11 protein-coding genes are annotated in these 14,373 nt (G+C 55.4%); 1 reads left to right on the top strand and 10 read right to left on the bottom strand.

Going from position 1 to position 14,373, the window contains the following annotated elements; genetic code table 11:
- Window positions 1-60: 60 nt before the first annotated feature.
- The 3 genes from MUU46_RS14215 to MUU46_RS14225 all read right to left on the bottom strand — a co-directional run bounded on the left by MUU46_RS14215 (window position 61) and on the right by MUU46_RS14225 (window position 5,233).
- Entirely contained in the window at window positions 61-1,725 is a 1,665-nt protein-coding gene (locus MUU46_RS14215; protein ID WP_258965835.1) for a bifunctional aspartate transaminase/aspartate 4-decarboxylase, read from the bottom strand.
- An 83-nt stretch (window positions 1,726-1,808) separates the two neighbouring features.
- Window positions 1,809-3,494: an aspartate-alanine antiporter gene (gene aspT / locus MUU46_RS14220; RefSeq protein ID WP_159755709.1), complete on the bottom strand. Its 1,686-nt coding sequence runs from the start codon at window positions 3,492-3,494 to the stop codon at window positions 1,809-1,811.
- A 38-nt stretch (window positions 3,495-3,532) separates the two neighbouring features.
- Window positions 3,533-5,233: an aspartate-alanine antiporter-like transporter gene (locus tag MUU46_RS14225; protein WP_159755706.1), complete on the bottom strand. Its 1,701-nt coding sequence runs from the start codon at window positions 5,231-5,233 to the stop codon at window positions 3,533-3,535.
- A gap of 882 nt (window positions 5,234-6,115) precedes the next feature.
- Here MUU46_RS14225 and MUU46_RS14230 point away from each other — a divergent pair.
- The gene (locus MUU46_RS14230; RefSeq protein WP_258965836.1) at window positions 6,116-8,404 is read left to right on the top strand and encodes an FdhF/YdeP family oxidoreductase; all 2,289 of its coding nucleotides are present in this window, start codon (window positions 6,116-6,118) and stop codon (window positions 8,402-8,404) included.
- A gap of 39 nt (window positions 8,405-8,443) precedes the next feature.
- Here MUU46_RS14230 and catA read toward each other — a convergent pair whose 3' ends face one another.
- The 7 genes from catA to MUU46_RS14265 all read right to left on the bottom strand — a co-directional run bounded on the left by catA (window position 8,444) and on the right by MUU46_RS14265 (window position 14,372).
- Window positions 8,444-9,370, bottom strand: a complete 927-nt coding sequence (gene catA / locus MUU46_RS14235; RefSeq protein ID WP_258965837.1) for a catechol 1,2-dioxygenase — start codon at window positions 9,368-9,370, stop codon at window positions 8,444-8,446.
- A 43-nt stretch (window positions 9,371-9,413) separates the two neighbouring features.
- Complete coding sequence (gene catC / locus MUU46_RS14240) at window positions 9,414-9,701, bottom strand: muconolactone Delta-isomerase (RefSeq protein WP_159755697.1); 288 nt, start codon at window positions 9,699-9,701, stop codon at window positions 9,414-9,416.
- Between the two features lie 11 nt (window positions 9,702-9,712).
- The gene (locus MUU46_RS14245; protein ID WP_258965838.1) at window positions 9,713-10,825 is read right to left on the bottom strand and encodes a muconate cycloisomerase family protein; all 1,113 of its coding nucleotides are present in this window, start codon (window positions 10,823-10,825) and stop codon (window positions 9,713-9,715) included.
- On the bottom strand, window positions 10,809-12,089 hold the full coding sequence (locus MUU46_RS14250) for an MFS transporter (RefSeq protein WP_374685011.1): 1,281 nt from the start codon (window positions 12,087-12,089) through the stop codon (window positions 10,809-10,811). Before MUU46_RS14250 ends, MUU46_RS14245 begins: the two co-directional genes overlap by 17 nt.
- Window positions 12,090-12,183: 94 nt before the next feature.
- Window positions 12,184-12,678 carry a flavin reductase gene (locus tag MUU46_RS14255; protein WP_159755688.1) on the bottom strand — a complete coding sequence of 165 codons (495 nt, stop codon included), beginning with the start codon at window positions 12,676-12,678 and terminating at the stop codon, window positions 12,184-12,186.
- Window positions 12,679-12,688: 10 nt separating this feature from the next.
- Window positions 12,689-13,621, bottom strand: a complete 933-nt coding sequence (locus tag MUU46_RS14260) for a PDR/VanB family oxidoreductase (RefSeq protein ID WP_258965840.1) — start codon at window positions 13,619-13,621, stop codon at window positions 12,689-12,691.
- 10 nt (window positions 13,622-13,631) lie between these two features.
- Window positions 13,632-14,372 (bottom strand): SDR family NAD(P)-dependent oxidoreductase, encoded by a 741-nt coding sequence (locus tag MUU46_RS14265; RefSeq protein WP_309582941.1) that lies wholly within the window; start codon window positions 14,370-14,372, stop codon window positions 13,632-13,634.
- Window position 14,373: the final 1 nt, after the last annotated feature.

The raw sequence follows: 14,373 nt of genomic DNA on the forward strand, positions 1-14,373 counted from the left end.
TAAAAAAGGCAGTGCCCCTAAGGACACTGCCTGTTATTCCATCAGAACGACCCTACCCGATTATTTCTTTTTGCCTTTCGCTTTTACAGTGGCATTTTCAATCGTTTTGACGGCTTTGGCCGCAGGCGTCGTAACTTTGGCCCCGGTCGCCTGAACAAACATTTGATAATACTCTTCTGATAGTTTGCGTATCGCTTTACCGATATTGGCATAGTCATATTCATTCAGGTTTGCCAGTGAAACGCGCCATGATGGGTCGGTGGTGCCGAACCCTTTACCTGGCAGCAGGATGACACCCGTCTCTTCGGCAAGGCGGAACAACGCCTGATTCGGTTTCATCTGGCTTATCATCCACTTGGTAAAATCTTTTCCGTACATTTCTTCTGCCAGGTCTTGCAGATCCAACAGGTGGTAATAACGTACCGAGTTGGCGTCATACGGCATTGGCAGACCCAGCTCACGGTAAAGCGCTTCTTTACGGCGCAATACAATACGTTTCATTTCCGCCTTGTAGGCATCCGGCTCATCCATCAGACAGAACAGAGAGAACAACGTCATCTGCGCCTGAATTGGCGTTGAAAGCCCCGCAGTATGGTTCAGCGCTACGGTACGGCTATCCGCCACCAGACGATCGATAAACTTCAGGCTACGAGGTGTGGTAGTGATTGAAGAATAGCGTTTATCCAGCTGTTTCTGTTTGGCTTCCGGCAACGCCGCAATCGCCGCATCAATGATGTTGTTTTCGTGGGTCGCCACAATCCCCATACGCCAGCCCGTTGCGCCGAAGTATTTGGAGAAGGAGTACACCAGGATGGTGTTGTACGGGCAAATAGCAAACAGCGAAACGAAGTTATCCGCAAACGTGGCGTAAACATCGTCCGTCAGGATGATAAGGTCAGGCCGTTTTTTCACAATTTCGGCGATATAACGCAAGGTATCGTCGTCAATTTTAACCGATGGCGGGTTGCTTGGGTTGACCAGGAAGAAGGCTTTAACCTTTGGATCCAGCAACTTATCCAATTCTTCGTGCGTGTACTGCCAGTTGTTCGACTGCGGCGCGTCGATATGGATGGTTTTAAGGTTGTAGTCACTCAGCTCAGGGATCTCGATATATGGCGTAAATATCGGCATCCCGAGCGCAATCGTATCGCCTTCGTTGATGACATGGTTCGATTTCATGCTGGCGAACAGATACGTCATCGCCGCCGTACCGCCTTCCAGCGCATACATATCGAATTTGCCCACGAAAGGATAATTGCCAATCATTTCTTTGTGGATGTACTTGCCGATGATCTCTTCGCTCATCTTCAGCATGCGGTCCGGCACTGGATAGTTACAGCCCAGGATGGCTTCACACATCTCGTAAATGAAATCGCCCGCGTTCAGCCCCATTTGGTCGCGGATATAGGACACGGCGGACTCAATAAAACGCACCCCAGGAATCGTTTCATGTTGTCGGGCAAACAGTTCAAAGCGGGCCTCGATCCCTTCACGCTGAGGGAATCCGCCAACATGTTCCATGTACTTGTAAGAACGTTCGGCTTCGGTCATCGCAAACAGGCCAAACTGGAAGAAGCCATGACGTGGAGTGGTTGCCAGGAAGTTAGGGTTGCCACGCCCGGCATTTAACATCAACTGATTGCTTTGAACGGCACGCTGCATCAGTGCATCTTTCAGTTCAAAAGGGCTTAATAGCGCGAGTTTTTCCGAATCGCTAAAATCCATGTCACTACTCCTTACTGAATCATTGACAGAATAAACTGCCAGCCCGTGTAGGCCCGGGCTGGCGACCATTTGATGAAACTTCTTTAAACCAGTGCAACCACCAGCGGCCCCAGCAAGGTCAAAAACACGTTAGCGAGGGCGTAGGTGATGGCAAAGGGAACGGTTGGGACGGAGTTTTCAGCTTTATCGAGAATTTCACCGAAGGCAGGGTTAGCACTGCGCGTACCGCTCAGCGCCCCGGCGAAAATGGCGGTGTTGTTGTAGCGAAGAACATAGCGGCCAAACAACATGGTAAGAATTAACGGCAGGATCGTTACCACGATACCGATGATAAGCAGTTTCAGGCCCTGGCTTTGAACGGTTTGCACCGCCTGCAGGCCGGATGAAATCCCCACTACCACCACGAAGGCAGCCAGACCCAAATCTTTCAGGATTTGTACCGCACCAGAAGGCATATAGCCGAACGACTGGCGACGAGAGCGGAACCAGCCGAACAGTAAACCAGACAGCAATGCGCCACCGCCGCTGCCGAGGGTTAACGGAATAGAACCGATTTTTGCGGTCAGCATCCCGACCAGTAAACCGACCACCAGGCCTGCACCCATATAGACGAAGTCTGTTTTGGCACTCGGCACAATCGCATGGCCGACCAAATCCACCACGCGTTTAACGTCATTTTCAGCGCCAAACACGGTGACCATATCGCCCAATAACAGCTGCGTTTCCGGTTCCAACGGCAGAATTTTACCCTGACGGGAAATCTGCGAGACATACACGCCGTGACGCACATCGTGCGCTACTTCCGCCCGGATTTCGCCAAACGCCCGTTTGTCGAGCGTCTTGTTGGTGATGACCACATCCCGGCGCTGCATGGTCAATTCCATGCCTTCTTCGTCGTGCATCTCCTTGCCCAATCTATCGGCAACGGAAACCACCGCGTTACGGCGTCCCACCACCAGCACAATATCGCCAGGCAGTAATTGCATGTCCGGGCTTGGCTCAAGAAGCTGTTTGTCGCGTTTAACACGCTCAATGGTGATAGCCACTTCAGTGGTATTTTCGAGCGCCTGCACGCTTGTCGCGGTACCGGCTGGTAACTTGAAAATCCTGCCCACTAAGTCAGGTGCGGCCGCTTCCTGGCCCGGACCAAAGACGTTCGCTCCGGCCTGAATTTCGTTCTCAGCCTTCAGGGCATCGTCTTTGATGCTTCGGCCCATAAATTTCGGCAGCAGGTTCACACACACCAAAATGGCGCCGAATGACCCGAACACGTAGGTCACCGCATAGCCAATCGCCACATTCCCTTGCAGACGCTGAACCTCATCGGCCCCAAGGCCCAATTTGGTAATCGCGTCACCCGCCGTACCGATGATCGCTGACTGAGTCAGTGCTCCCGCAGCAACACCCGCAGCCAGCCCTTTATCAAGGTCAAACCAGCGGGCTAACACCACCACAGTGAGCAGGCCGGTGACAGCGAGAACAACCGCGAGAACGATCTCTTTAATCGATTGTTTCCCCAGAGAACGGAAGAAATCTGGCCCGCTCTCATATCCCACGGCATAAATAAACAGCGCAAACATCACGGATTTCACTTCGGGATCAATCTGCACCCCGACCTGGCTAACTAACACGGCCACCAGTAACGAGCCTGCTACCCCACCTAACTGAAATTTCCCAAATTTAATCTTGCCGATGTAATACCCGGCAGCAATCGAGAAAAACAGTGCGATCTCGGGAGACTTTTGAAACAAATCGTGCAACCAGTTCATGGGTTAACCTCAGTTACATGGATGAAAAGTCCTGACAGCTATAAGGGCTGGAATGAACTGGCCAGCCCGACAATCAACGGCCCCATCAATGGGAGCACGACGTTGGAAATTGCATAGGTGATGGTGTAACCCAGCAGCGGCGTGGAGTTTCCACACGCGTTCTGAATCGCACTCAATGCCGGTGTACTGCACTGCTGCCCAGCGATGGCGCCCAATAAAACGGGCGGGCTGAGCTTCAGCCAGAAATGACCAACTATCAGGGACAGCGAGGCAGGAATGACCGCAATCGCCACCCCAAGAACCGGCAAGGTAAAGCCATATTGTTCAATCAGCGCCAGCGCCTGAGGCCCGGATGACAGACCGACACCGGCAATAAACCCGGCGAGACCAAGGTCTTTAAGCAGCGACAACGCATCAGAATTGACCGTATGCAGATCGGCACGACGGGCGTGATACCAGCCGAGGATCAAGCCGACAACCAGCACGCCGCCGCCGGTACCTGCGGAGAAAGGAATGCCGCCAATTTTGAGGGTGAAGCTGCCCAGAATTGTGCCTACAGCAATCGCCAATCCGGCGATGCCGAGATTACTGGCCAGTTTGTCTGGCAGCATTTTGCCGATACCACCCAGCTGCGGGGCTGATGTGCGGCCGCCACCGGGACTGGCGTCGTAAATCTGCAAAATATCGTGTTTCTGCAACAGCGTGCCGGGTAGCGAAGGAAGCGTGGAATCGCCCCGCTGAATGGAGGCGACATGCGCGCCTGGCGGTAACGTCAGCGACTGAAGCGGCTGGTTAAACATAGCGGGGGCGAGAAGGACAATGCTGTAGGTATCAAGCCCGACGCTCAGCGACGTAGTATCGGGCATTTCTCTACCAAGCATCTTCGAGATATCAATCATCGAACCGCGATAGCCCACCACCAGAACTTCATCGCCACGGCGGAGCTTAAGATCCGGCGACAACGCCACCTGCCGCCCACGGCGTTGAACGCGAATTATGCTGCTTTGCTGCCCCAGCTTCGTCAGGATCGAAGACACGGTATAGCCTGCCCCGCCCTCAACAACGTAGGCACGGCCGACGACCGCAGGCAGAGCAGAAACCCCTTCGGTTTCAATGCGCCCGCCCATGCTCACCCACAGTTTGTCGGCCTCTTTGCGCAAATTAACGCGCAAGAAAAGGGGAAACAGCTGGCTGGTAACGATCACGATGGTGATCAGGCCGCAGATGTAGGTAATGGAATACGCCGTCACGACATTACCCTGCAAGCGAATGATTTCGTGCGCGGGCAGGTCGAGACGAGAGATCGCATCCGTCGCAGTACCCACCACGGCTGATTCGGTCGCGGCTCCGGCCATCATCCCTGCCGCAGTGCCTGGGTCCAGATGCATAACAACCGTGGCTGTCAGCACCAATGCCAGTACCGCCACCACTTCAATCAGGCAAAATATGCCCAACTGCAGGCCTCTGGCATTCAGATTGGCAAAAAACTGTGGGCCACCGCTATAACCTAAGGCGAAGATAAACAACATGAAAAACACATTTTTAATCCCCGACTCAACCGGGATATTAAGCTGACCAATCAATAAGGCTGCGATTAAAGTGCCGCAGACACCGCCAAGCTGAATTGGACCAAGGCGGATCTGACCAATTCCATATCCAAATGTCAGGGCCAGAAAAATCGCCAGCCCTGGCGTTGTTTGCAATGCATGAGTGACTTCGGCGATCAACGTATCCAACATTCTGTATCCCCGGTCATTAAATTGAACCTAACGCAGCGCATAAAGGCTGGTCATCAGCGATGCCCAACCGTCACTCTTGACGAACCCGTAATAAACCCAGGGAAATAACATCCCCATTGATAAATGCCAGCATAAACCCGACGAAATATTTTTCATCAGTAAGAAAGACGGTTTACGAAAATATAGCAGACAATTCAATCATCAACATATAGATGCGGGGATCAGGGGCTGAACGATGCGGTCGCAACATTGACAATATATTATCTTTGTTATACCGGCGTTAGCGTCAGTTTACCCGTGCGGTCCGCCTGTGGGTGATTGCTAAATAGATAACAACAATGCTTTTTTAATTAATTAGCAGCGCTAAACCTCCATGACAAGCCTCTACCGAACCTAATTATTAATCTGAATACTTTATCTCCAGCGGTATTATCTCGCATAAAAACAGAAAAGTTCACAACAATAAACTGGCCATACTCATCATTTCGAATGAAATCACAAACAGTAAAAGGGTATTCAAACAACCGCGTCGTTTCGATCAAAACGGTATAGCTTCCAAAAACAACCTGCCAAAAATAAGGAGGGGGCTGATGTAATATAAACGAAACGGCACAAAATAACCCTCATGAAAATACAGAGTTAAATACCCCTTACTTTTCACAAGGCTTATTTAACGTGTTGGATATAATTCATAATAAGGAGGCATAACGACTCTCGAACGAAATGTACTGCCGACGTAACATTTTCACTTTGTGGAAAATAACCACCGGGAGTGTCGTCTTCAATGCGCCCGCCCCCTCACAAATTGTTCCTCTTTTGTCGTTAAACCGTTAACGCCAGCAGTGTAGAATTGTTCCAGTAAACCACCCAGCAGGAGCTGATATGAGTAACAAACGACGCGCAGTACCCGGGATCAGACACTATGACGGGCCTGCTGGCGGCTGGGGAGCATTGAAAGCCACGGCAATTGCCGTACGCACGCAAATGGATACCTTTGACGCGCCTCCCACGCTGCTGCGCACCAACCAGCCCGATGGGTTTGACTGCCCAGGCTGCGCGTGGCCAGATAAAGAACACAAATCCACCTTCCAGTTTTGCGAGAACGGCGCGAAGGCCGTCACCTGGGAAGCCACCAACAAACGGGTCACGCCTGCGTTTCTGGCGGCAAATACCGTGACCTCGCTGCTGGCGAAAAGTGATTTCGAACTGGAAGGCTATGGCCGTTTAACCCATCCTCTGGTGTACGACAAAGCCAGCGACACCCTTCGCCCGGTGGACTGGGAAGCCGCCTTTGCGCGCATAGGTGAAATCCTGCGTGGGCTGGCCCCGGATGAAGTCGAGTTTTACACTTCCGGTCGTGCCTCGAACGAAGCAGCCTGGTTATTCCAGCTGTTCGCCCGCGAACTGGGCACCAATAATTTTCCCGACTGTTCCAATATGTGTCATGAAGCCACCAGCACCGGCTTACCGCGATCCATCGGTATCGGCAAAGGCACGGTCTCGCTCGATGATTTTGAGAAAACCGAGCTGGTACTGTCCATTGGCCATAATCCGGGCACCAACCACCCGCGCATGATGGGCACTCTGCACGAACTGGCCCGCCGGGGCGTGCCGATTATCGTCTTTAACCCGCTGCGCGAGCGCGCGCTGGAGCGTTTTGCCGATCCGCAGAGCGTGGTCGAAATGGCAACCTACAGCTCAACCGATATCGCTTCGACCTATTTTCAGGTTAAAGCGGGCGGCGACGCGGCCGCGTTAAAAGGCATCGCCAAACATTTGCTCGCCTTTGAAGCCGAGCGCGGTAACGTGCTGGACGGTGAATTTATTGCTGCGCACACCGAAGGCTTTGCCGAGTTTTCCGCGGATATTAACGCGACCTCATGGGAATCCATCGCACAGGAATCGGGGCTGACACGCGCCGACCTTGAAAGCGTCGCTACCGCCTACGCCAAATCTAACGCCACCATCATTACCTACGGCATGGGCGTCACCCAGCATAACAAAGGCACCGCCAACGTCCGTTTAATTGCTGATTTACTGCTAATGCGCGGCAATATCGGTAAGCCCGGCGCAGGCATTTGTCCGTTGCGCGGGCACTCTAACGTGCAGGGCAACCGCACGGTCGGTATCACGGAAAAACCTGGGGCAGCATTCCTGTCAAAAATTGAAGAAGTGTTCGGGTTTGTGCCGCCGTCAAAACACGGTCACGATGCTGTGGCCGCGACGCAGGCAATGATTGACGGTGATGCTAAAGCGATGATTTGTCTCGGGGGTAACTTTGCCGTAGCGATGCCCGATCACCAGCAGGCCTTCCCGGCAATGCAAAAGCTCGACCTCAGCGTTCATGTGGGTACCAAACTCAATCGCACGCATTTGCTGGTCGCCAAAGAGACGTTTATTTTCCCGTGTCTGGGCCGCACCGAGCTGGATATGCAGCAGAGCGGCAGGCAGTCGATTACCGTGGAAGATTCGATGTCGATGGTCCACGCCTCTTCCGGCAAGCTGAAACCGGCGTCCTCGCTACTGCTTTCCGAACCGGCGATTGTCGCGGGCATGGCCAAAGCGACGCTGCCGAAGACCAAAGTGGCGTGGACAGAGTTGGTCGCCGATTACGATCGGATTCGCACGTTGATTGAACGAACCCTGCCCGGCTTCACCGATTACAACGAACGTATTCGCGTGCCGGGTGGTTTCCGCATGCCGCTGCCGCCAACGGAGCGCGTGTGGCCGACGGCGACCGGCAAAGCCATGTTTTCGGTATTCCACGGCGTGGATGAAAACGTCAAAGGCGAAGGCGACAACACCTTACGGATGATCACCCTGCGCAGTCACGATCAGTACAACACCACCATTTACGCGCTGGATGACCGCTATCGCGGTGTGTTTGGTCGTCGTGATGTGCTGTTTATGAACGAAGATGACATGGCGCAACTGGGGCTGGAGCACGGCGACCGGGTAGATATTTCCACCGCGTTGCCCGACAGCCATCAGCGGCTGGAAGATATCACCGTGGTGGCATACAGCATCGCCTCCGGCTCGGTCGGGGCATATTATCCGGAAGCCAACGTGCTGATTCCACTCAGTTATCGTGATGAAGACAGCGGCACGCCGTCGTATAAATCGGTGCCGGTGCGGGTGACGCTGCGCTCGAAAGAGATCCGCGCCCTGTAACGCTGGAGCAGGGCAGTCTGATACTGCCCTGCTTTTTATTTATGCCTTCACGCGCGCGCGTTTCACCCTTTCCTCTTCGCTGCTTTCATCGGTCGCCACCAGCGAGAAATCAAAACTCACTTCGGTATGCGGGGCAGGAATATCACGCTGCTGCGCCAGACGTTCATCGGTAATTTTTACCGGGTCAGCAATCAGCTCTTCGCGGGTCGCAAAGGCAAAGTCATCCCACAAATATTCGTCACCGTTGAGGTTAATTTGCGTGGTCAGATGCTTAAAGCCTGGTGCGGAAACGAAGAAATGCACGTGCGCCGGACGATTACCGTGGCGGCCTAATCCGTTCAGCAGTTTTTGCGTCGGGCCATCCGGCGGGCAGCCATAGCCACACGGCACAATACTGCGTACCGCATAGCGTCCGTCAGCTCCGGTTTCTACACGACGGCGTAAATTGTATTCACTCTGCGACGGGTCGAAGAACGAATAGCCGCCCATCGTATTCGCATGCCAGATATCCACCACCGCGCCCGCCACCGGCTGGCCGTTAATATCGGTCACCTGCCCGTGCAACCACATCGCTTCGGCTTTTTCACTGCCGTCATCCATCCGCGCAAAGCCCTGACTCAGCGGTGCATTCGCCACATACAACGGCCCTTCGATAGTGCGCGGCGTACCGGTTTCATTCCCGGCAGCGGCCTCTTTTTCATCGGCGCGCATATCCAGATAGTGTTCCAGGCCTAAACCCGCCGCCAATAGCGCCGCTTCTTTGCGTTCCCCCAGCTCGTTGAGATAGTTCACCGCCAGCCAAAACTCTTCATCGGTGATATCGAACTTTTTGATGGTCTGGCACAGGTCGCCGAGCACCTGATGCATGATGGCTTTAAACCGCTCGCTGCCCTGCGCTGAATTTAAGCCGCTGCTGATGGCGAGTAACGTTTCCAGTTCTGTTTGTTTTGCCGGATTGACTGACATTGCAACTTCCTCTTGTAGGGTAAGGGTTGTTTTCGTTGTTTAATTACTGCTCGCTATAAATCGACGACGGGTGTTCACACAGCGGCTGCACGCTGATGTCCATATACGGATAGAGCGGCAGCGCCGTCAGAATGGTGTGCAACTCCTGGTTGTCCGCCACGTCAAAAATACTGACGTTGGCGTACTGACCGACCACGCGCCAGATGTGTGGCCACTTGCCGTCGCGCTGCAATTGCTGTGAATAAGCTTTCTCTTTGGCTTTAATTTCATCCGCCTGCGCTTTCGGTAACGTAGACGGAATGTTGACCTGCATTTCAACTTTAAAAAGCATGTTGATATCCTTTAGGTTCTGGCGTAATGCCGAAGTTTATCGGCGTCGATTTCAACGCCCAGCCCCGGGCCTGACGGTAGAGTGACCTGGCCGTGACTGAAATCCAGAGGTCGCACCACGATGTCGTCTTTGAGCAGCAGCGGGCCGAACATCTCGGTGCCCCACTGCATATTCACCGTTGACCAGGCGTGTAAAGAGGCCACCGTGCCGAGCGTGCCTTCGAGCATGGTGCCGCCGTACAGCGCAATACCGGCGGCCTGTGCCACCTGCGCCAGTTTTAACGCCTGCACCGGCCCACCCTCTTTGGCGATTTTCAGCGCGTACGCGCCAGTGAAACCGCCGCTGGCCAGCGCATAGCCGTCGTGGAGGGTTGCCACCGCTTCATCCGCCAGAATCGGCACGGCAAAGCGCTGACTGAGCGTGATTAATCCGCGTTGATCCCACAGCGGAATGGGCTGCTCGACCAGGTCAATGCCGCCGGCCTGCAGTTCGGTCATCCCTTTAATGGCGGTGGCCACATCCCACGCCTGATTGACGTCCACCCGAATGCTGACCTCGTCGCCAAGCGCGGCTTTGATCGCCAGCGCGTGGTGGATATCAGTTTTCAACTCGCGCGCACCAATCTTCAGTTTGAAGGTGTCGTGCCGCCCTTCCGCCAACAGGCGTTTTCCTTCATCGATATCCTTTTCGGCATCGCCGCTCGCCAGAGTCCACAGCACCGGCAGACGTTCGCTTAACGCCCCGCCGAGCAGCGTACTGACCGGCAGACCAAGCATTTTCCCCTGTACGTCGAGGAACGCGGTTTCGAGAGCCGATTTCGCAAAGGTGTTGCCCTTCACGCTGGCGTTCATTTTCGCGGCGAGCGCCGCCACACCGCTGAAGGTTTGCCCGCACAGCAGCGGCGAAAGATAGGTTTCAATCGCTGATTTAATCGATTCCGGGCTTTCTGAGCCGTAACTTAAGCCGCCGATGGTGGTGGCTTCGCCCCAGCCAACACCCTGTGCGCAGGTCATGCGTACGATGGTCAAGGTCTGACAGCCCATGGTGGTCATCGACAGCTTGTGCGGGCGAATGGTCGGGATATCCACCAGCCAGCAGGCGATGGACTCAATGCTGATGCTCATGTTTCACTCCTGTGTGCGTGTTTTGTTGGCCGGACGGCAAGCTGCGCAGCGCCACCCAGGCCAGTAATGCGTATACCATCAGCAACAGGGAAACCGGCCAGGAGGCGTCAAACTCCATCAGCAACGCCACCGCCAGCATCGGCCCCAGTCCACCGGAAAATATCGAACCCACTTCATGCCCCAGCGCCAGTCCGGAATAGCGCACCCGCACCGGGAACAGGTCGCTCATAATGCAAGGCTGAGTGCCGATCATCGCCCCGTGACACACCGGCAAACCGAGCATCATGGCTAGCATCACCCAGCCGTAGTTACCGGTGGAAAGCAGCCAGAAGAACGGAAATGCCATCACCAATAGCCCCATCACGCCGATGTAATAGACCGGTTTCAGCCCAATGCGGTCGGATAACGCTCCCCAGAACAAAATCGAGAAAAATTCCACCAGCATCGCCAGCGTCACGGCACTGATGATCTCCCCGGTGCCGATGCCGATGTGTTTGGCGTACACCACCGAAAAGGTGAAGAAAATATAGGACGCGCCGTTTTCCGGCAGACGCAAAGCAATCGCCTGCAACAGCGCTTTTGGGTGATCGCGCATCAGCGTCACCAGCGGGATTTTTTCGTGCTTGTCTTCCGGGTTCGCCTGGGTAAAGGCTTTGCTTTCACGGATGTTTTTGCGGATATACACGCCAACTAAAAAGATGACGATGCTGAGCAGGAACGGCACACGCCAGCCCCAGCGCATAAAGTCCGCTTCCGGCAGTTGCTGCACCAGATAAAACGCGAAGGCCGAAAGCACGAAACCACCGGAGACACCCATCTGACTCCAGGCGGTATAAAAACCACGGCGTGACGCGGGCGCGCTTTCGCTGAGCATCAGCACCCCTCCGCCCCACTCGCCACCCGAGGCCACACCCTGCAAGAAGCGCAACGAGATCAGACAGATCGGCGCCCAGATGCCAATCTGCGAATAGACGGGCAGTAGACCAATCACGAAGGTCGTCGCGCCCATCAGCGTCAACGTCATGATCAGCGTCATTTTGCGGCTGTAGCGATCGCCGATATGCCCAAACGCGATACCGCCCAGCGGACGGGCCAGAAAGCCGACCGCAAAGCCGGAGAATGCCAGCAGCGTACCCTGGAGCGGGTCACCGCCCACCGGGAAGAACAGCGGGCCGAAGACCAGCGCCGCCGCCGTGCCGTACAGGAAAAAGTCATACCATTCGAGCGCATTACCCAGCACCGACGCCATCACCAGCTTACGCATTTGCTGCGCATCCTGGGGAACGGCCCCGGCGGTTACGTTATTTTCAGTTGCCACATTGCTCATCACGCGTGCCCTTTTTATATAATGAGTGGCTTTACGCCTCGACGTCATGCCCGATGGCATGATAACGACGGTTGAACCAGACCAGCCCGCGCGGCTGCTCGCTGATGCGGATCGCCTGCACCTGGCAGTAAAAGACCGAGTGGCTGCCCACTTCATGACAGTCGGCAATCAGGCAATCGAAACAGGCAACCGCCGAACTCAGTACCGGCGCGCCGCTGCTCAATATCTGCCAGTTATCATGTTCAAAACGTTCCTCTGAACGCAGGCTGGCATTAGCAAACACGCCCGACAGCGTCTGGTGGTCGCTCGATAACACGTTGACGCACAGCGTGCCGTTGCGCTTGAAGTGCTCATGGGCGAAAGAGTTGCGGTTCATGCACACCAGCAGAGTTGGCGGCTGGTCGGTCACGCTACAGACCGCAGACGCCGTGAAGCCAAATTTCCCCGCCGGGCCGTCGGTAGTGATAACTGAGACCGCGCTGCCCAACTGGGCCATCGCATTACGAAAATCAGTTTGCAGAGTCATGTGAGATTCCTTACAAGTCGATAACCAGACGGCCGCACTTCGCCCGGGAACAGCACAGCAAGATCTGGTCGCCGTCGGCCTTTTCTTCATCAGTGAGATAACTGTCGCGATGGTCCGGCTCGCCTTCGAGCACATCGGTAAGACAGCTGCCGCAGATGCCCTGTTTGCAGGAGACGTTCACCTTCAACCCCGCCTGCGCCAGCGCTTCAACGATAGTCTGATCTTCCAGCACCTGAACGGTGATCCCGCTGGTTGCTGCCACCACTTCAAACGCCGCACCGCCGGTTTGCACCTCGGCACTGAAACACTCCTGATGAACGTTTTCTGCTGCATAGCCGTGGCGTTTCGCCCCATCGTTTACCGCGTCCATTAGCCGCGTCGGGCCGCAAACATAAACATGCGTACCGGGCGGCACGTCGCTCAGTACCGCGTCCAGGTTCAGACGCTGCTCATCGCTGAAATGCAATTGAACCTGTCCGCCGTAGTCTGCGCTTTCGAGCTGTGGTACAAATGCTGCGTGAGTGCGCGACCGGGCGCAGTAGTGCAGCGTGAACGAGCGTCCAGCGGCGTGCAGTTCGGCGGCCATCGCCAGCATCGGCGTGATGCCAATCCCGCCGCCAATCAGCAGACTGTGTGCGGCACATTCAACCAGATTGAAGAGGTTTCGCGGTTCGCTGACGGCTACCGCATCACCTTCACGCAGCGCATGGACCGCCAGTGAGCCACCCTGCGAATTGCCGTCCTTAAGGATCCCGAGCTGATAATGCTGGCGGTCCTGCGGGTCGCCACACAGCGAATACGGGCGAATCAGATCCGCGGTCAGATGCAGGTCGACATGTGCCCCCGCGCGGAAAGCGGGCAACGCAATGCCGTCCGCATGGGCCAGCGTCAGCAGGACCACCTCGCCCTGTAACTCTCGTCGGATAACCTGAAGTGTCAGCATGTTTTGCTCCTCAACGCATGAACAGGCCGCCGTTGATGTCCCAGGTTGCCCCGGTGACAAACGACGCCTGCGGTGAAGCCAGCAACGCCACGGCCTGCGCGACAAACTCCGCATCGCCGAGGCTACCCACGGGGATCATCTGTAGCAGGCCAGCCATTTTCTCTTCCGGAACGATGGCATGGACCGCCGGAGAATCCATCGGGCCAGGGGCGATGGCATTAACCGTGACGCCGGTTTGACTCAGCTCGCGGGCGAAAATTTTGGTCAGGGTCAGAATGCCGCCCTTCGAAGCCGCGTAGTGTGCGCCCGACGCGGTGCCGCCGTTTTGCCCGGCTAATGACGCGAGGTTGATGATTCGGCCATAGCCCTGGCGGGCAAAGTAGCGGCCCATTGTCTGGCAGCCGACAAACGTCCCGCGCAGATTGGTGGTCATTACCCGGTCGAACTCATCAACTTCAATGTCCATTACCGGTGTCGCCAGGGTCAGTGCCGCGTTGTTGACCAGTACCTCGAGGCTGCCAAATCGGGCAATCGTGGCATCCAGCGCGCGAGCAAAATCCGGCGGCTGACGAATATCGAGCGCCAGCGCCAACACCTTGCCCTGCCCGTTATCGACCCGGTCGGCTGCCTGCTGCACACGAGCGGCATCCACGTCGGTCATCACCACCTGGAAGCCTTGCTCCAGCAAATGCGTGGCAATGACATTGCCCAGTCCGGCAGCCGCGCCGGTGACTAATGCGGTTTGTGTCATC

Source organism: Scandinavium tedordense, assembly GCF_024764965.1.
Taxonomy (GTDB): domain Bacteria; phylum Pseudomonadota; class Gammaproteobacteria; order Enterobacterales; family Enterobacteriaceae; genus Scandinavium; species Scandinavium tedordense.

Bases quoted from the DNA above. Each gene is read 5' to 3' on its own strand.
- MUU46_RS14250 (WP_374685011.1), bottom strand. From the start codon at position 12,089: ATGCGTAAGCTGGTGATGGCGTCGGTGCTGGGTAATGCGCTCGAATGG.
- aspT (WP_159755709.1), bottom strand. From the start codon at position 3,494: ATGAACTGGTTGCACGATTTGTTTCAAAAGTCTCCCGAGATCGCACTG.
- MUU46_RS14265 (WP_309582941.1), bottom strand. From the start codon at position 14,372: ATGACACAAACCGCATTAGTCACCGGCGCGGCTGCCGGACTGGGCAAT.
- MUU46_RS14225 (WP_159755706.1), bottom strand. From the start codon at position 5,233: ATGTTGGATACGTTGATCGCCGAAGTCACTCATGCATTGCAAACAACG.
- MUU46_RS14255 (WP_159755688.1), bottom strand. From the start codon at position 12,678: ATGACTCTGCAAACTGATTTTCGTAATGCGATGGCCCAGTTGGGCAGC.
- MUU46_RS14245 (WP_258965838.1), bottom strand. From the start codon at position 10,825: ATGAGCATCAGCATTGAGTCCATCGCCTGCTGGCTGGTGGATATCCCG.
- catC (WP_159755697.1), bottom strand. From the start codon at position 9,701: ATGCTTTTTAAAGTTGAAATGCAGGTCAACATTCCGTCTACGTTACCG.
- MUU46_RS14215 (WP_258965835.1), bottom strand. From the start codon at position 1,725: ATGGATTTTAGCGATTCGGAAAAACTCGCGCTATTAAGCCCTTTTGAA.
- catA (WP_258965837.1), bottom strand. From the start codon at position 9,370: ATGTCAGTCAATCCGGCAAAACAAACAGAACTGGAAACGTTACTCGCC.
- MUU46_RS14260 (WP_258965840.1), bottom strand. From the start codon at position 13,621: ATGCTGACACTTCAGGTTATCCGACGAGAGTTACAGGGCGAGGTGGTC.
- MUU46_RS14230 (WP_258965836.1), top strand. From the start codon at position 6,116: ATGAGTAACAAACGACGCGCAGTACCCGGGATCAGACACTATGACGGG.